General features: G+C 72.7%; 13 protein-coding genes. 8 read left to right on the plus strand and 5 right to left on the minus strand.

Annotation, left to right across the window (positions count from 1 at the left end):
* The first annotated feature begins 6 nt into the window (after nt 1-6).
* Together ACGFZQ_RS50970 and ACGFZQ_RS50975 are read left to right on the plus strand one after the other, a co-directional pair.
* Nucleotides 7-1,392 carry a peptidoglycan recognition protein gene (locus tag ACGFZQ_RS50970; protein ID WP_393846327.1) on the plus strand — a complete coding sequence of 462 codons (1,386 nt, stop codon included), beginning with the start codon at nt 7-9 and terminating at the stop codon, nt 1,390-1,392.
* 161 nt (nt 1,393-1,553) lie between these two features.
* The gene (locus ACGFZQ_RS50975; protein WP_393846328.1) at nt 1,554-2,636 is read left to right on the plus strand and encodes a sugar phosphate nucleotidyltransferase; all 1,083 of its coding nucleotides are present in this window, start codon (nt 1,554-1,556) and stop codon (nt 2,634-2,636) included.
* A 158-nt stretch (nt 2,637-2,794) separates the two neighbouring features.
* Here ACGFZQ_RS50975 and ACGFZQ_RS50980 read toward each other — a convergent pair whose 3' ends face one another.
* The 4 genes from ACGFZQ_RS50980 to ACGFZQ_RS50995 form a co-directional block, all read right to left on the minus strand.
* Nucleotides 2,795-3,808, minus strand: coding sequence for a DNA-3-methyladenine glycosylase 2 family protein (locus tag ACGFZQ_RS50980; protein WP_351738679.1), 1,014 nt, complete (start codon nt 3,806-3,808; stop codon nt 2,795-2,797).
* Nucleotides 3,809-3,921: 113 nt separating this feature from the next.
* On the minus strand, nt 3,922-5,277 hold the full coding sequence (locus ACGFZQ_RS50985; RefSeq protein ID WP_393846329.1) for a coenzyme F420-0:L-glutamate ligase: 1,356 nt from the start codon (nt 5,275-5,277) through the stop codon (nt 3,922-3,924).
* On the minus strand, nt 5,274-6,233 hold the full coding sequence (gene cofD / locus ACGFZQ_RS50990) for a 2-phospho-L-lactate transferase (RefSeq protein ID WP_393846330.1): 960 nt from the start codon (nt 6,231-6,233) through the stop codon (nt 5,274-5,276). Before cofD ends, ACGFZQ_RS50985 begins: the two co-directional genes overlap by 4 nt.
* Nucleotides 6,234-6,266: 33 nt before the next feature.
* Entirely contained in the window at nt 6,267-6,761 is a 495-nt protein-coding gene (locus ACGFZQ_RS50995; RefSeq protein ID WP_393846331.1) for a cysteine dioxygenase, read from the minus strand.
* A gap of 616 nt (nt 6,762-7,377) precedes the next feature.
* On the opposite strand from ACGFZQ_RS50995, the gene ACGFZQ_RS51000 reads away from it, so the two are divergent.
* The 3 genes from ACGFZQ_RS51000 (at nt 7,378) to ACGFZQ_RS51010 (ending at nt 13,028) form a co-directional block, all read left to right on the plus strand.
* Complete coding sequence (locus ACGFZQ_RS51000) at nt 7,378-7,641, plus strand: WhiB family transcriptional regulator (RefSeq protein ID WP_003975777.1); 264 nt, start codon at nt 7,378-7,380, stop codon at nt 7,639-7,641.
* A gap of 210 nt (nt 7,642-7,851) precedes the next feature.
* A complete protein-coding gene (locus ACGFZQ_RS51005) occupies nt 7,852-11,541 on the plus strand; it encodes a glycosyltransferase (RefSeq protein ID WP_393846332.1) in 3,690 nt (1,229 codons plus the stop codon).
* Entirely contained in the window at nt 11,538-13,028 is a 1,491-nt protein-coding gene (locus tag ACGFZQ_RS51010; protein WP_351738667.1) for a DUF5719 family protein, read from the plus strand. The genes ACGFZQ_RS51005 and ACGFZQ_RS51010 overlap by 4 nt, the downstream gene beginning before the upstream one ends.
* A gap of 35 nt (nt 13,029-13,063) precedes the next feature.
* On the opposite strand, the gene ACGFZQ_RS51015 is transcribed toward ACGFZQ_RS51010, so the two are convergent.
* Nucleotides 13,064-13,516, minus strand: coding sequence for a metallopeptidase family protein (locus tag ACGFZQ_RS51015; RefSeq protein WP_351706832.1), 453 nt, complete (start codon nt 13,514-13,516; stop codon nt 13,064-13,066).
* Nucleotides 13,517-13,794: 278 nt separating this feature from the next.
* On the opposite strand from ACGFZQ_RS51015, the gene ACGFZQ_RS51020 reads away from it, so the two are divergent.
* The 3 genes from ACGFZQ_RS51020 to ACGFZQ_RS51030 all read left to right on the plus strand — a co-directional run bounded on the left by ACGFZQ_RS51020 (nt 13,795) and on the right by ACGFZQ_RS51030 (nt 17,676).
* The gene (locus ACGFZQ_RS51020; protein ID WP_351706829.1) at nt 13,795-14,217 is read left to right on the plus strand and encodes a DUF3499 domain-containing protein; all 423 of its coding nucleotides are present in this window, start codon (nt 13,795-13,797) and stop codon (nt 14,215-14,217) included.
* 173 nt (nt 14,218-14,390) lie between these two features.
* Nucleotides 14,391-16,007 (plus strand): L-lactate permease, encoded by a 1,617-nt coding sequence (locus ACGFZQ_RS51025; RefSeq protein ID WP_393846341.1) that lies wholly within the window; start codon nt 14,391-14,393, stop codon nt 16,005-16,007.
* A 304-nt stretch (nt 16,008-16,311) separates the two neighbouring features.
* Nucleotides 16,312-17,676: a phosphomannomutase/phosphoglucomutase gene (locus ACGFZQ_RS51030; RefSeq protein WP_382543897.1), complete on the plus strand. Its 1,365-nt coding sequence runs from the start codon at nt 16,312-16,314 to the stop codon at nt 17,674-17,676.
* Nucleotides 17,677-17,740 lie beyond the last annotated feature (64 nt).

Consider the following 17,740-nt stretch of genomic DNA (forward strand, 5'->3'; position numbering starts at 1 on the left):
CTGACTATGTTCAAGATCAGGAGCATGCGTGGACTCCTGACTTCCTCGATCGGCGTCACCTGCGCGGCGGCCCTCACCCTCACCGCTGCCCCGCTGAACGTGCCGTCCGCGGCCGCCGCACCGGCGGAGCGGGCCACGACGACCACCGGCCGTCCCACCGGGACCGCCGCCCTCGCCGGCAGCACCCGGTCACTGCCCCTGGTCCCCCGAACCCGTGAGCGCGTCCTCGGCCAGGCCCCCGAACAGGGCCTGTACCGCGACGACCTGGAGCACTTCTCGCTCGTCGGCGTCAGCTGGGACAACCCCGGCACCGAACTGCATGGCCTGGTCCAGGTCCGCACCCGGTCCGCCGCCACCGGCCACTGGTCGGGCTGGCAGGACGTCGAGACGCACAACGCCGACCACGGCGCCGACCCGGACACGGCGGAGGCCGACTCGGGCCACGTGCACGGCGGCACCGCGCCCCTGTGGGTGGGCGACTCGGACGGTGTGGACGTACGCGTGCGTGCCGAACTCGACGACGATCCCGGCCCGCGCGGCAGCACCCCCACCGGCGGCCACGACCTGCTCCCGGCCGGCCTGCGCCTCGAACTCGTCGACCCCGGCGAGGAGGCCCCGCCCCAGGGCTCGCCGGCCGACGTCCCCCGCACCGGCACCGAGGCCGACGCGGCGGCGGCCGTCAACACCGATCTCGCCCCCTTCGGCGCCGCCGAGATCCCGGCCCTGGACCGGCAGGACACCGAGGACGAACTGGCGGAGCTGACCGGCGTGCCGCGCGCGAAGCCGTACATCGGGCCGCGCCCGAGGATCGTCACCCGCCGCGGCTGGGGCGCCGACGAGTCACTGCGCGAGAAGGGGTTCGTCTACACCGGGAAGGTCAAGGCGGCCTTCGTCCACCACACCGCCTCCGGCAACGGCTACAAGTGCTCCCAGGCCTCGTCCGTCATCCGCAGTATCTACCGCTACCACGTGGTGAGCATGGGCTGGCGGGACATCGGCTACAACTTCCTCGTCGACAAGTGCGGAACCATCTACGAGGGCCGCGCCGGGGGAGTGGCGAAGGCCGTCAGGGGCGCCCACACCCTGGGCTTCAACAACAACAGCATGGGCATCGCGGTGATCGGCTCGTTCGGCTCGCACAAGCCGCCCGCCGCCGCCGTGACGGCCATCGCCAAGCTCACCGCCTGGAAGCTCGGGCTCTTCGGAGCCAATCCCAAGGGAAAGACATATCTGAAGTCCGGAGGTGGCAATCTCTACCCAAAGGGGAAGAACGTGCGACTGAACGTGATCTCCGGTCATAGGGACGGGTACGCCACCGAGTGTCCCGGCGCGAAGCTCTACGCCAAACTCGGCTCGGCCCGGACCAGCTCCGCGCACCTCCAGGGACGCTGAGCACGGGGGCCGCGTTCAACGCCGTCGGGGGCAGTCGGGGGAAACCGCACACCCATGCCGCGTGGCACCGCGCGGCCGTCGAAGGCGCCGTCGCACGGTCTGCATACACTGGCCGGCCGACAGAGAGTTCGGCCGGTCCCGGCAGGAAGCAGAGACGACAGGTGACAGAAGCGATCCTCCTGGTCGGCGGCAAAGGCACCCGGCTGCGCCCGCTCACGGTCCACACTCCCAAGCCGATGGTCCCGGCGGCGGGCGTGCCGTTCCTGACGCACCAACTGGCCAGAGCCAGAGCGGCGGGCGTGGACCACATCGTCCTCGCGACGAGCTATCTGGCGGAGGTCTTCGAGCCGTACTTCGGCGACGGCGCGGCACTCGGCCTGCACATCGAGTACGTCACCGAGGAGGAACCGCTCGGCACGGGCGGCGCGATCCGCAACGTGGCCGCCCGTCTGCACTCGGGCCCCGACGACCCGGTCCTGATCTTCAACGGCGACATCCTGACGGGCCTGGACATCAGGGCGCTCGTCGAGGTGCACGAGACGACGAACGCCGACGTGTCCCTCCACCTCACCAAGGTGACGGACCCGCGCGCGTACGGCCTGGTACCCACCGACGAGATGGGCCGGGTCCTCGCCTTCCTGGAGAAGCCGGCGACCCCCGAGGAGATCATCACCGACCAGATCAACGCGGGGGCGTACGTCTTCCGCCGCTCGGTCATCGACACGATCCCGCAGGGCCGCCCGGTGTCGGTCGAGCGGGAGACCTTCCCGGAGCTGCTGTCGGCCGGCGCGCACCTCCAGGGCATGGTGGACTCCACGTACTGGCTGGACCTGGGCACGCCGGCGGCGTTCGTCCGGGGCTCGGCGGACCTGGTCCTGGGCCGCGCCCCGTCCCCGGCCGTCCCCGGCCGCTGCGGTGACCGTCTGATCCTGCCCACGGCACGGGTCGCGGCGGACGCCAAGCTGACGGGCGGCACGGTGGTGGGGGAGGGCGCGTTCGTGGCGGAGGGCGCGCGGGTCTTCGGCTCCACGATCCTGCCGGGCGCCGTGATCGAACCCGGCGCGGTCATCACCGACTCCCTGATCGGCAACCGCGCCCGGGTCGGCGAACGCGCGGTCCTCACGGGCACGGTGATCGGCGACGGCGCGACCGTCGGCGCCGACAACGAGCTTCGGGAGGGTGCGCGGGTGTGGTGCGACGCGATGATCCCGGCGGGGGCGGTGCGGTTCTCCTCGGACCAGTAGGGGTGGCTGGTCAGGCACGCCGACTGCGGGCGCGCGGGGGCTGATCGCGCAGTTCCCCGCGCCCCTTACGGGGCTACCCAGCTGCGGGCAGTCGTGCTGCTGGGGCGGCACCCTGCCAGCGCGGTAAGCGACACCCCCACCCCCCACCCACCAGCACGTCACAACCGGCCGATATCCCCCCGCGGCATCCGCGGCGCCCGCCGCTTCGGCACCTGCCCGCTCAGCAGGATCAACCGAGCCGCCCGATGCCGCTGCCCCGCATACGGCTCTAGCAACCGCAGCATCGCCTCGTCGTCGGCATGCCGGTCCCCGGCCAGCGCGAACCCCACGATCCCCGGCAGATGCAGGTCCCCGACCGTCACCGCGTCCGCGGCCCCATGACTGCGCTGCACGGTCTCCGCGGACGTCCAGGGCCCCACCCCCGGCACCACCTCCAACCGCGCCTGCGCGGCCTCCGCCGCCATCCCCACGGCCTGCTCCAGCCGCGCGGCGACCCGTACCGCCCGCAGAATCGTCGACGCCCGCTTGTTGTCGACGCCGGCCTTGTGCCACTCCCAGGAGGGAATCAGCGCCCAGGTCCGAGGCGCAGGCATCACCCACATCGGCCGCTCGGCCACCCCGGCGGGGCCGGGCGCCCGCTCCCCGAACCTGCGCACCAGCAACCGCCAGGCCCGGTACGCCTCGTCGGTCGTGACCTTCTGCTCCAGGACCGACGGAATCAACGACTCCAGCACCAGCCCGGTCCGCGTCAGCCGCAACCCCGGCCGCCGGTGCCGCGCAGCGGCGAGAACCCGGTGCCGGGGCACGAAGAGGGACGGGTCGTCGGCGGAACCGAGCATCTCCGGCAACCGCTCCAGCAGCCACTCGGCACCGGCCCCCCAGGCCTGCCCGCGCACCTCTCCGCCGTACGCGGCGACCCGCAGCGTCCCCGGCCCGGCAGGCGTGAGACTGGCCCGCCACACGGACCCGTCGGAGGCGGCCCGAAACGTCGGATCCCCGGGCCCCCGCCGGAGCGGCCCCAGCACGAGCCCGAGATCGAGATCTCCGGTCGGCTTCCAGACCCGGACGCGCCCGGGCGCGGTCGCCTGCCGAGGAACACCGGCACCGGGCACAACGACGTCCCCACCCCGCACACTCGTACGCGTGGGCTTCGGAGCAAACCGACCAGCCACTCAAAGAATCCTAGGCCTCAAGCGCCCCGTTCAGGGGCGCGGGGCTGTGTCCGATATGCGGCTAACGCCGCGTGGGCGCGGTCAACCCCCACAACGCGCACTCGCCGAGGACGTCACCGCACCTCGATAAAGTCCCCGACCTCCCTCGGCGCCCTCTCCTTCGGCTCCTCCGCCGCCTTCCCCACGGCCACCGCCCCCATCGGATCCCACCCCGCCGGAAGCGCCAGCACCTCCCGGACCACGTCCCGGCAGAACATCGTCGACGACACCCACGCCGACCCCAGCTGCTCCCCGGCCAGCGCGACCAGCAGGTTCTGCACGCCCGCCCCGGCCGCGACCACGAACATCTCCCGCTCGGCCGCGTCCCGCCGCGCGTCTCCGTACGTGTGCGAACCGTCCATCACCAGGCAGGGCACCACCAGATACGGCGCGTTCCGCAGCACGTCCCCGCGCCGTACCCGCTTGGCGATGGACTCCTCGGACTTGCCGTCCCTCCGCAGGTCGGCGATCCAGGCGTCCCGCATCGCGTCGAGCAGCCGGGCGCGCGACTCCTCCGACTCCAGCAGCACGAACCGCCACGGCGTCGTGTGGTGCGGCGCCGGCGCCGTCACGGCCGCGGCGACCGCCCGCCGTACCGCCCCGGGGTCGACGGGATCGCCGGTGAACGCCCGCACCGTCCGCCGTAGCGCCACCGCTTCCCGGACCGCCTCGGACGTGCCGAGCCGGAACATGTCGGTGGCCGCGTCCCGGATCAGGGCCCGCGCGCTCTCGCCCTCGTCCCCCGCCTCCGTCACGACGTGCGCGAGCCCGCGCACCACGGCCACCGGCAGGCCCGTCGCCTTGCCCTTCACCAGATCGCCGGCGGCGGCCAGTTCGTCGGCCGTGGCGACGACCGTCGCGACCAGCGGATTGCCGTACGCGTCCACGCCCCCGCGCAGATCGTCCAGCACCTGCACCCCGGCGGCGCCGATGGTCACGTCCGTGAGCCCCGCGCGCCAGGGACGCCCGAAGGTGTCGGTGACGACGACCCCGACGTTGACGCCGAGGGCGTCGCGCAGCCCCGCACGGATCGCGCGGGCGGACGCGTCGGGGTCCTCGGGCAGCAACAGCACGGTCCCGGACGGGGTGTTGGAGGCGTCCACCCCCGCCGCCGCCATGACCAGCCCCTGCCGGTTCTCCACGATCCGCAGGGTTCCGCGCCGGGCCACCACCCGCACGGTCTCGGCGTCGATCGCCGCCTCCCGGTCGGTCGCCTCGACGAGCCGCCCCTCCGCCTTGGAGACGATCTTCGAGGTGACGATCACCACGTCCCCGTCGGCCAGTCCCGGCCCGGCCGCGGCGATCAGCTTGGCCAGGTCGTCGCCCTGCTGGACCTCGGGGAGCCCGGCCAGGGCCCACACCCGGTACTCGGGCACCGCGTCCCCGGTCGTGTCCGCTGCTTCGGCCGCGTCGTCGGTCACGTCGGTCATGCCCCGCGCACCTCCTCGGCGAGTGCCAGCGCTTCCCGCGCCATCTGCGCGGCCGCCTCCAGGTCGGTCATCATCAGCGGTACGGCCCGGCAGCGGATGCCGGCCGCCTCGACACGCGCCGTGCTGCCCGCGTCCACGGTGTCGACGAGCCAGCCGTCCAGCAGCCCCGAGCCGTAGTGCTCGGCGACCGCCGCCGCCGTCGACTCCACGCCCACCGCCGCGAGCACCTTGTCGGCCATCCCGCGCACCGGCGCGTCCCCGACGATGGGGGAGAGGCCCACCACCGGCACCCCGGCGTTCGCGATCGCCTCCCGGATGCCGGGCACCGCGAGGATCGTGCCGACGGAGACCACCGGGTTGGACGGCGGGAAGAGAATCACGTCCGCCTCGGAGATGGCCTCCAGGACGCCGGGCGCGGGCTTCGACTGCTCGGCGCCGACCGGGACGACCGCCTCGGCGGGCACCGACGCCCGCAGCCGCACCCAGTACTCCTGGAAGTGCACGGCCTTGCGCTCGCCGTCGACCTCGACGGCCACATGGGTCTCGACCCGGTCGTCGGTCATCGGGATGAGCCGTACGCCCGGCTTCCAGCGGTCGCACAGTGCCTCGGTCACCGCGCTCAGCGGATAGCCGGCGCCCAGCATCTGGGTGCGCACGATGTGCGTCGCGAAGTCCCGGTCGCCCAGCCCGAACCAGTCCGGCCCGATGCCGTAGGCCGTGAGCTCCTCCTTGAGGTGGAAGGTCTCGTCGGCCCGCCCCCAGCCCTGCTCCTCGTTGATGCCGCCGCCGAGGGTGTACATCACCGTGTCGAGGTCCGGGCAGACCTTCAGCCCGAAGAGGTGGATGTCGTCCCCGGTGTTGCCGATGACGGTCACGTCGGCGTCCGGCACGGCCTGCTTCAGACCGCGCAGGAACCGGGCACCGCCGATACCGCCTGCCAGAACCACAATGCGCATGCGCCAAGTCTTGCAGGCGGGTCCGACAACGCGTCACGCAGTTACGGGTCGCGCCTCGCAGCTCTGCGCCGTGTGCATCGGCATCTCGGTGAGGCCCGGGTAGTAGACGTGCAGGCTCACCGCCGGCTCCAGCGCGTCGTTCACCACCTCGTGCACGTACCCCGGCGCGAAGACCCGTTGTGCGCCGGCGGACAGCGCGCGCGTGGAGCGCCCGGTGTGTTCGGTGAGCGTGCCCTCCAGAACGGTCAGCACACCGGAGGAGCGGCCGTGGTCGTGGGACCCGCTGCCCTGACCGGGCACCCAGGACAGCAGCCACACCTCGTAGCCGGGGCCGGTGCGCAGCCGGTGGTACCAGCGCGTGGTGGCGTCGTACCGCACGAGGTGCTCCCACTGCGTGCGGTCGGCGGCGATCGCGCGGGCCAGGCCGGCGTACTCGGCCACGGTGACCGGGTGCTCGCGCGGGGGCTGCAGCAGGTGGGGGACCTCGAGGATGTCGCCGGCGATCTGCAGGTCGTTGTCGCTGTTCATGGGGTGCGGTGGTTCCTCAGTGAAGAAGGTCAGCGGGGAACGGGAGGCGAAAACCGAGTCCTCGGGACCCGGTCTGCGGCTGGAGCGGCGGGATACGGCTACGGCTCAACAGCTGGAACAGCAACAGCTACAGCGAGCGCGGGCAGCACCGTGGGACCCGGCGGTGCGGGTCGAGGTGAGTGCCAAGTTCGCGAGCATGCCCACTAGGACATCGGTTCACACCCGCAGTGTCAACTCGGCGCCCGGTATGTGGGACATGTTTCACCTCATCCGGTTCATCTCTCTGCCGAAAGGTTTGTTCAGCAAGCACCCGGGACACATGGCGCACAACTGGGCGCGCGTGTCACTGCGGAACGCGATCGAACATCTGGGCGTCCTTCTCCGTACAAGGTCTGTATGGGGTCGGGGGTCCTCGTGGGCCTCGTCTGCATGTCAAGGTTTATGGCGATTTGAACACTTTCCGCACGGCCTTGGTTCCGCAGAGTGAATAACGGGCTCAATAGCAGATCTCGGCTTGACTCGCCCGGAGCAGCACACTTGTAATTTCACTCGTGTCGTTCAGCCGAAATCGGTAACGGCCAGGCACGGGGACGTGAAAGACAGACGAGGGGCGCACATGACCGAGCTGGTGCAGCAACTGCTGGTCGACGACGCGGACGAGGAACTCGGCTGGCAGGAGCGCGCGCTGTGCGCCCAGACCGACCCCGAGTCCTTCTTCCCCGAGAAGGGCGGCTCCACCAGAGAGGCCAAGAAGGTCTGCCTCGCCTGCGAGGTGCGCTCCGAGTGCCTCGAGTACGCCCTCGCCAACGACGAGCGGTTCGGTATCTGGGGCGGACTCTCCGAGCGGGAACGCCGCCGCCTGAAGAAGGCCGCCGTCTGAGAAGGGGCCGCGGTCCTCGCGGTCCGGACCGGGCGTCCACCCGACGCACACAACTGAGCTGCGCGAACGGCCCGTCACCCGTGGGTTGTCCACAGGGGGCGGGCCGTCGACATGCCCAGCCGATAGTGTGGGCGCTCGTCCGAGACGCCTCGCCGCCACCAGCGGGCGCAGGAGTCCACCGCAGTCCATCGAACCGGGGCCCGTACCTCGATGTCCGTCCACAGCCACCAGGCAGCCCAGCCAACGGGTGCCCCAGCGGTGTCCGACCCGACCCGCTCAGCGGTGTCTGACCCGACCCGCCCACCCGAGTTCCCGCGTCATGTGGTGACCGCGGTCCTCGTCTCCCACGACGGCGCCCGCTGGCTGCCCGACGCGCTCGCCGGGCTGCTCGGCCAGGAACGCCCCGCCCAGTACGCGGTGGCGGCCGACACCGGCAGCGCGGACGACTCCGCCCGGCTGCTCACCGAGTCCCTCGGCGACGCCAACGTCCTGCACCTCGCCCGCCGTACCGGCTTCGGCCAGGCCGTCGAGGAGGCGACCCGCACCGCGCCCGTCCTCACCCCGGACGACCTGCCGTACCTGAAGCGGCCCAGCGGCTGGGACCCGGTCACCCGCCAGTGGCGCGACGACGCCTACGACATGCCCGAGCTCCCGTACGGCGAACCCGTCCAGTGGCTGTGGCTGCTGCACGACGACTGCGCCCCGGAACCCGGCGCCCTGGCCCAGCTGCTCCGGGTCGTCGACAACGAGATGGAGCTGGGCCGCGACGACGTGGCGGTCGTCGGCCCCAAGCTACGCGGCTGGTACGACCGCAGGCAGCTGCTGGAGGTCGGCGTCACCATCGCCCACTCCGGCCGCCGCTGGACCGGCCTGGACCGCCGTGAGCAGGACCAGGGACAGCACGACCACGTCCGGCCCGTGCTCTCCGTCTCCACCGCCGGCATGCTGATCCGCCGAGACGTCTTCGAGGAACTCGGCGGCTTCGACCGCCGGCTCCCCCTGATGCGCGACGACGTCGACCTGTGCTGGCGGGCGCACAACGCCGGCCACCGCGTCCTGATCGCCCCCGAGGCCGTCGTACGGCACGCCGAGGCCGCCTCCCGCGAGCGCCGCGCCGTCGACTGCGCGGGCCGCACCACCGCCTCCCCGCACAAGGTCGACAAGGCCGGTGCCGTCTACACCCTGCTCGTCAACGCCCGTACGGCCGCACTGCCCTGGATCCTGCTGCGGCTGGTCCTCGGCACCCTGCTGCGCACGGTCAGCAATCTCGTCGGCAAGGTCCCCGGACAGGCCCTCGACGAGATCCGCGGCCTGCTGGGCACCCTGCTGCGGCCCGAGCGGATCATCGCCGGACGGCGCAGGCGCGGCCCCTCCCAGCTCGACAAGGGCGAGCTGCGCCCGCTGTTCCCGCCGCCCGGCGCGACCGTGCGGGCCACCGTCGAGCAGGTCGCGGGCAACTTCTTCGGCGCCGACGAGGAGCTGTCCGCGGCCGGCCGGCACGGCGGCGCGGTCGAGTCCGGGCCCGGCGGCGACGACGCCGACTTCCTGGAGATCGAGCAGTTCGCCCGCGTCAAGCGCATCGCCCGCAAACCGGGCCCGGTGCTCTTCCTGGTGCTGCTGTTCTTCTCGCTAATCGCCTGCCGCGCGCTGCTCGGCAGCGGCGCGCTCGCGGGCGGCGCCCTGCTGCCCGCCCCGGGCACCTCGGGCGAGCTGTGGTCCCGCTACCTGGACGCCTGGCACGCGGTCGGCGCCGGTGGCACCCCGGCCGCCCCGCCGTATCTCGCGATCGTCGCCTCGCTGGCCTCGGTGCTGTTCGGCTCGACCGGGCTCGCGGTGACCGTGCTGCTGGTCGCCTCGGTGCCGCTGGCCGGGTTCACCGCCTACTTCGCCTCCCGGCCGCTGGTCACCTCCCGCCTGCTGCGCGCGTGGGCGGCCATCGCCTACGCCTTCCTGCCCGCCGCCACCGGCGCGCTCGCGGGCGGCCGTATCGGCACCGCCGTCCTCGCCGTCCTGCTGCCGCTGATCGCCCGCGCCGGCATCGCCGCCAGCGGCCTCACCAACGCCTCGGGCGGGCGCGGCAGCTGGCGTGCCACCTGGGCGTACGCGCTGCTGCTGACCATCACCACCGCGTTCACGCCGATCGTCTGGCCGATCGCCCTGGTCCTCGGCGTCGTCGTGCTCGCCGTCCGCCGCTCCGACCTGGTCGCCTCCGGCCTGCGGCTGCTGACCCAGCTCGGCACCCCGCTGCTGGTCCTCGCCCCCTGGTCGCTGACCCTGCTGCCGTTCGGCTTCTTCCAGGAGGCCGGACTGGAGTACGGCTCCTCGGCCGCCTCCGCCCTCGACCTGCTCGGCGCCAGCCCGGGCGGCCCCGGCACGGTCGACGGGCTGATGCTCATCGGCATCGTCCTGGCCGCGCTGGCCGCCCTGCTGCGCTCCGAGCGCCAGTCGGCCGTCCGCGCCGCCTGGGCGGTCGCCCTGGTCGGCCTGGTCTTCGCGGTCCTGTCCAACAAGTCGGCCTGGGCGGGCCCGGCGACCCTCGTCTACGGCATCGCGATCGTCTCCGCCGCCGCGCTCGGCGCCGACGGGGCACGCTCGCGGGTCGCCGAGCAGAGCTTCGGCTGGCGCCAGCCGGTGGCCGCGCTGATCGCCTTCGCCTCGGCCGCGGGTCCGCTGCTCCTGGCCGCCGGCTGGATGATCGCCGGCGCCGACGGCCCGGTCGAGCGGCGCGACGCCACCCAGGTGCCCGCGTTCGTCGCCGAGGACAGCTCCACCACCGACCAGGTCCGCACCCTCGTCCTCGACAGCGACAGCGCCGCGCGCGTGGACTACATGCTGGTGCGCGGCTCCGGCGCCCGTATGGGAGACGCCGAGGTGACCGCCGCCGACGGCGAGAACGCCAAGCTCGACAAGGTCGTCGCCAACCTGGTCGCCGGCTCCGGCGCCGACCAGGCCGACCAGCTCGGCGGGTTCGCGGTGCGCTACGTCCTCGTCCACAAGGGCGCCCCGCGCGACCTCACACGCGTGCTGGACGCCACGCCCGGCCTGTCCCGGCTCAGCCAGCAGAACGGCAGCGCCCTGTGGCGCGTCGACCAGCAGGTCTCCCGCGCGACCATCGTCTCCGCGAACGGCTCGGGCACCCCCGGCTCCGTCGCCGCCGGACCCGTCGACATCCACACCACCGTCCCGACCGGCGCCGACGGCCGCATCCTGCGCCTGGCCGACTCGGCCGCACCGGGCTGGACGGCCACCCTGGACGGCAAGCCGCTGACCCGCACCACGGTCGACGGCTGGGCCCAGGGCTTCGAACTCCCCGCCTCCGGCGGGAAGCTGGACGTCACCTACGACACCCCCTTCACCCACACCGTCTGGCTGTGGGTCCAGGGCGCGCTCGCCGTCGTCCTGGTCGTCCTCGCCCTGCCCGGCCGCCGCCGTGACGTCGACGACGACCTCCCCGAGGAGCAGCCGATCCCCGCCCAGCCCGTCGAGGGCGAGGGCCGCCGCGCCCGCCGGCTGCGCGCCCAGGCCGAGTCCGAGGAGGCGGCGGCCGCGGAGGACGGCGGCGAGTTCCCGGCCGCCGAGGAGGACCGACCCCAGGTCGCGGTCCCGCAGCAGCCGTCCTACGACGAATGGGACCCGGCCTCCTACCCGGCGGGCGACGGCTACCAGACCGGCTACGCCGACCAGTACCAGGACACCGGCCAGTACCAGACGGGCGGCTACGACCAGCAGACGTACGACCCGTACCAGACCGGCCAGTACGACCCGTACTCCTACGGCGGACAGCAGGGGCAGCCGCCGTACGACCCGACGTACCAGCAGGGCTACGACCCCGCCTATGACCCGGCCGCCCAGCACCAGCACGGCACCGGCGGCGAGCACCACGACGGGAGCCAGCAGTGAACCGCACCACCCTGTCCCTGTTCGCCGGTACGGCCGCCCTCGCGGCGGTCACCGGGTTCGCCGCGCTCAACCCGCCGGCCGCCGCACCCGCGCACACCGCCGAGGCCGCCGCCCAGCTGCCCGTGGAGCGCACCACCCTGCTGTGCCCGGCGCCGAGCCTGTCCGACATCGCCGACACCTCGTACACCTCGTTCACGCCCGTCACCAAGGGCACCGCGAGCGACGGCAAGGCCGAACTCCAGGCGGCCACCGAGCAGTCGGCGGACGGGACGAGCGGCAAGAAGAAGAAGGCTTCCAAGCCCGTCCTCACCCCGAAGGCGCCCGGCACCCCGGCCACCGGGGACACCTCCGGCTCCGACGGGCCCGCCTACGTCGGCACCGCCGAGGGCAGGTACGCCCCCGGCTGGACCGTCCAGGAGACCACCGAGGTGGCCGCGGGCACCGGACGCGGCCTCCAGGGGGTCAACTGCACCTCCGCCGACACCGACTTCTGGTTCCCCGGGGCCAGCACCGCCTCCGGCCGCACCGACTACGTGCACCTCACCAACCCCGACGACAGCGCCGCCGTGGTCGACATCGAGCTGTACGGCAAGGACGGCCAGCTCAAGTCCACGGTGGGGGAGGGCATCACGGTCGCGCCGCACGCCAGTGAGCCGGTCCTGCTGTCCACGCTCAGCGACGACAAGCAGACCGACCTGACCGTGCACGTGAACGTGCGCAGCGGCCGGGTCGGCGCGAGTGTGCAGGCCCTGGACGACAAGACCGGCGGCGACTGGCTGGCCGCCTCCGCCGACCCCTCGGGCAGCCTGGTGCTGCCGGGCATCCCCAAGGACGCCACGGACGTCCGGCTGATCGCCTTCACCGACGGTGACTCCGACGCCGACCTGAAGGTGCGCCTCGCCTCCCCGGACGGCCTGATCACCCCGGCCGGCAACGAGACGCTGCATGTCAAGGCGGGCATGACCACCGCGGCCGACCTCGGTGACGTCACCCGTGGCGAGGCGGGTTCACTGGTCCTCACGCCCACCGACCAGTCCGTCCCGGTGGTGGCCGCGCTGCGCGTCACCCGCGGCAAGAGCGGCAAGCAGGAGACCGCGTACATCCCGGCGACCGCACCGGTCGGCACCCGCGCGACGTCCGCCGACAACAGCGGCAAGGGCACCACCCTCTCCCTGACCGCCCCCACCGGCACCGCCCAGGTCAAGGTCACGGCGTCGGCGGGCAGCGGCGGCGGCAAGGCGGTGTCCAAGACGTTCACGATCAAGTCCGGCACCACCCAGGACGTCGACGCCCCGGTCCCGTCCGGCCTGAAGGGCACCTACGCGCTGACCGTCGAGCCGATCTCCGGCGCCCCGGTCTACGGCGCCCGCACCCTGGCGGCCACCGAGGAGGGCGTCCCGGGCTTCACGATCCAGACCCTCCCCGACGACCGCGGCACGGTGGCCGTACCGGAGGCGGACCAGGACGTGTCGGTGCTGCAGAAGTAGGCTCCGCCGGCAGCCCGCGCCGAAGGGACTCCCGCTCACTCCTCGCCGTAGCGGGGGTCCACCGTCTCCGGGGTGAGGCCGAGCAGTTCGGCGACCTGTTCCACGACGACCTCGTGCACCAGCGCGGCCCGCTCGTCGCGGCCCTTGGTGCGGATCTCGACCGGCCGCCGGTACACCACCACGCGTGCCCGGCGTCCCTCGCGCGCGGGAATGACCCCGCCCAGCGGCACCGCCTCGTCGCTCCAGCTCTCGTCGTGCCGGTCCTGGAGCCGGGGCACTTCAAGGACCAGGAAATCGATGTCGGCCAGCTGCGGCCAGCGCCGCTCCAGGCGCTCCACGGAGTCCTGCACCAGATCCGCGAACACGTCGGCGCGGCTTGCGGCCAGCGGCACCTGAGGTGGTGCGATCGGCCCGCGCATGCCCCGACCGTGGCGATCGCGTCGACGGGGCCCGGGGCCGGCGGCACGGGGCGGTACACGGTTGTCCATCACTGGTGAAGCGTAGTCCTCGCGGGCTCCGGGCGCGCCGCCTCACACCTCGACACCGCCCGAGGTGACATGTCGGAGGATGACCATTCCAGCCAAGGTTGGGCTCGTTTCCGTATCTCCACAAGACCGGCGAGCTCAAGGCAATTGACGGTGTTTGTACCGACTCACGACCAGATGCGATAGTGTCCGGGATCCTGGACGGTGCCGTCCACGCAGGTCAGCGGGGCGTGTCCGGAGGGGTGTGTGGGGCGTTTCACAACACGACACGGTGGAGTGACCTGGGGGAGAGTCGTCGCGGCCCGCTCAAGAGTGCGGTACCGTCCAACGTCGTGAGCCCTGTACGTCGCTGTTCGCGAACCGCCTGCGGCCGACCCGCCGTCGCGACGCTGACGTACGTCTACGCCGACTCGACCGCGGTCCTCGGCCCGCTCGCCACCTACGCCGAACCCCACTGCTACGACCTGTGCGCCGAACACTCCGAGCGCCTCACCGCCCCGCGCGGCTGGGAGGTCGTCCGGCTCATCGACGGCTCCGCCCCGGCCCGTCCCAGCGGGGACGACCTGGAAGCGCTCGCCAACGCGGTGCGCGAGGCGGCCCGCCCCCAGGAGCGGGCGGCCGAGGCGGGCGGCGGACGCGGCGCGGACCCGATGGAGGTCGCACGGCGCGGCCATCTGCGGGTGCTGCGGTCACCCGACAACTGAGCCGCTCCCTGTCCGGTCGCCCCGGGTTTCCTCCGGCTCCTCCTCGTTCGGTCCTTCCCACTCCGTCCTGTTCGGTGCTGCACACCCATTGACGTGTCGTTGTCGCGGACACGACCATTCCGGGTGACCGGCGGGAAATCGCTTTCCGCATGCCGGAATCCGGGGAGGCGCCCGTGTACGTCCAGCAACTGGAACCCCTCGCCGACTCCCTGGGCCTGTCCGCCCTGGTGGCCGCCCTGCCCCTGGTGATCGTCCTGATCCTGCTCGGCGGTGTCCGGGTGAAAGCCCACCTCGCGGGCCTGACGGGCCTTGTGGCGGCCGTACTCGTCGCCCGCCTCGCCTACGGCATGCCGCTCGGTCAGACGCTCTCCAGCGCCGCCCAGGGCGCCGCGTTCGGTCTGTTCCCCATCCTGTGGATCGTCGTCAACGCCCTGTGGGTGTACCGGATGACGGTCCGCACCCGGCACTTCGACATCCTGCGCCGCTCGTTCGGGCGACTCTCCGACGACCCGCGCATCCAGGCCCTGGTGATCGCCTTCTGCTTCGGCGCCCTCCTGGAGGCGCTGGCCGGATTCGGCGCCCCGGTCGCGATCTGCTCGGTCATGCTCGTCGCCCTCGGCTTCGACCCGGTACGCGCGGCCGTGCTCGCCCTGGTCGCCAACACGGCGCCGGTCGCCTTCGGCGCGATGGGCACGCCCGTGGTCACACTCGCCCAAGTCACCGGACTGCCACTGGACTCGGTGGCCTCCGTGGTGGGCCGTCAGACCCCGCTGCTGGCCCTGGTGGTGCCCCTGGTGCTGGTCGGCCTCGTCGACGGCACGCGCGGACTCCGCGAGACCTGGGTGCCCGCCCTGGCATGCGGAGTCGCCTTCGCCGCCGCCCAGTTCGCCGCCTCCAACTACGTCTCCGCCCAACTCGCCGACATCTGCGCCGCGCTGGCCGGCGCGGCCGCCCTGGTCGCCGTACCGCACGCGCGCGTGCCCGCCGCCGAGGAGGTGCGTGCCGCCGTGCTCACCGGCGCCCGCAGCGCGGACCTCGACGAACCCGACCCGCGCCCCGAAGTCCTGCGCGCCTACGCCCCGTACGCCCTCATCGTCGTCGTCTTCTCCGTCGCCCAGATACCGCCCGTCAAGGACTGGCTGGCACAGGCGAACCAGGTCTACGACTGGCCCTTCCTGGACGTCGTCAACCCGAACGGCCAACCGGTCGGCGGGAATCTCTTCACCTGGCCGGTGGTGTCGACCGGCGGCACCCTCGTCCTGCTCGCCGGCATCGCCACGGCGGCCGTCCTGCGCGTGCACGCGCGCGTGGCGGTCGCGGAGTGGGCGGCGACGGTACGGGAGTTGAGGTTCGCCATCCTCACGGTGACATCCGTCCTCGCCCTCGCCTACGTCATGAACCTCTCCGGACAGGCGGCCACCATCGGCCAGTTCGTGGCGGCGGCCGGTGCGGGCCTCGCCTTCCTGTCGCCGGTCCTCGGCTGGTTCGGCGTCGCGGTCTCCGGCTCCGACACCTCGGCCAACGCGCTCTTCGGCGCCCTTCAGGTGAGCGCCGCGCACGAGTCGGGACTCTCGCCGGAACTCCTGGCGGCCGCCAACAGCTCCGGCGGCGTGCTCGGCAAGATGATCTCCCCGCAGAACCTCACGATCGCCTGTGCGGCGGTCGGCCTGGAGGGGCGGGAGGGGGACCTGCTGCGCAGGGTGCTCCCGTGGAGCCTCGGACTGCTGCTGGTGATGAGCCTGATCGTGGCGGGGCAGAGCTCACCGGTGCTGGGGTGGATGCTGCCGTGACGGGCTGTGCGGGAGTGGGGCTGTGCGGGGCCGGCTGTGGGGGAGTGGCTGCGCGTGACCGGCTGCGCGGGAGCGGGACTGGCCGGGTCTGACCGTGGTGGCTCGCATGGGGTCGCATGCGATCGGCGTAGATCGGCGTGGATATCCGCAGATCACGGCCGGGAGACCGCGGGGAGTCCGCGGGGAGTCCCCCGGGAGTCCGCGCCGGGAGTCCGTCGGGGATCCCGCTGGCGGATCCCGCGTCCGCGCCTCACCCGGGGCAGGTAGTTTGGGGCGACCGATAGGACTTCAGGAGGGTTGGCCCGTGGTTGCTGATCTGTCGCAGATCGTCAAGGCGTACGACGTGCGCGGGGTTGTTCCGGACCAGTGGGACGAGGCGCTCGCCGAGCTGTTCGGCGCCGCGTTCGTACAGGTGACCGGCGCCGCCGCGATCGTCGTCGGCCACGACATGCGGCCCTCCTCGCCCGGCCTGTCCCGCGCCTTCGCGCGCGGCGCGGCGGCCCGCGGCGTCGACGTCACCGAGATCGGCCTCTGCTCGACCGACCAGCTGTACTACGCCTCGGGCGCACTCGGGCTGCCCGGCGCGATGTTCACGGCCTCGCACAACCCGGCGCAGTACAACGGCATCAAGATGTGCCGCGCGGGAGCCGCTCCGGTGGGCCAGGACACCGGCCTGACGGAGATCCGGGAGCTGGCGGAGCGCTGGTCGGAGGAAGGCGCCCCGGAGCCGGCCGCCACGCCCGGAACCATCACCTCGCGCGAGACGTTGACGGACTACGCGGCCCATCTGCGCTCACTCGTGGACCTGACCTCCATCCGCCCGCTGAAGGTCGTGGTCGACGCGGGCAACGGCATGGGCGGCCACACGGTCCCGACCGTCTTCGAGGGCCTGCCCCTGACCCTGGTCCCGATGTACTTCGAGCTGGACGGCACCTTCCCGAACCACGAGGCCAACCCGCTCGACCCCGCCAACATCGTGGACCTCCAGCAGCGCGTCCGCGAGGAGTCGGCCGACCTCGGCCTGGCCTTCGACGGCGACGCCGACCGCTGCTTCGTCGTGGACGAGCGCGGCGAGCCGGTCTCCCCGTCGGCGATCACCGCCCTCGTCGCCGCCCGCGAACTCGCCCGGAACGGCGGCAAGGGCACGGTCATCCACAACCTGATCACGTCCTGGACCGTCCCGGAGGTGGTCCGGGAGAACGGCGGCACCCCGGTCCGCACCCGCGTCGGCCACTCGTTCATCAAGGCCGAGATGGCGAGGTCCGGCGCGATCTTCGGCGGCGAGCACTCGGCCCACTACTACTTCAAGGACTTCTGGAACGCGGACACGGGCATGCTGGCCGCCCTGCACGTCCTCGCCACCCTCGGCGGCCAGACCGGGCCGCTGTCCTCCCTCGTCGCCCAGTACGACCGCTATGCCGGCTCCGGCGAGATCAACTCCACGGTCGCCGACCAGCAGGCCAGCCTCGCGGACATCCGCGCCGCCTACGGGGACCGCGACGACACCACCCTGGACGACCTGGACGGGCTCACCGTCACCGCCGCCGACTGGTGGTTCAACGTCCGCCCGTCCAACACCGAACCGCTGCTGCGCCTGAACGCGGAGGCCAGGGACGAGGCGACGATGACGAAGGTACGGGACGAGGTACTGGCGATCATCAGGGGCTGAGACCGGCCCCGCCCACCCCGGCGCCGGTAAACGGCCCCGCCCACCCTGGCGGCGGTAATCTGAC

Source organism: Streptomyces sp. NPDC048254, from assembly GCF_043201895.1.
Taxonomy (GTDB): domain Bacteria; phylum Actinomycetota; class Actinomycetes; order Streptomycetales; family Streptomycetaceae; genus Streptomyces.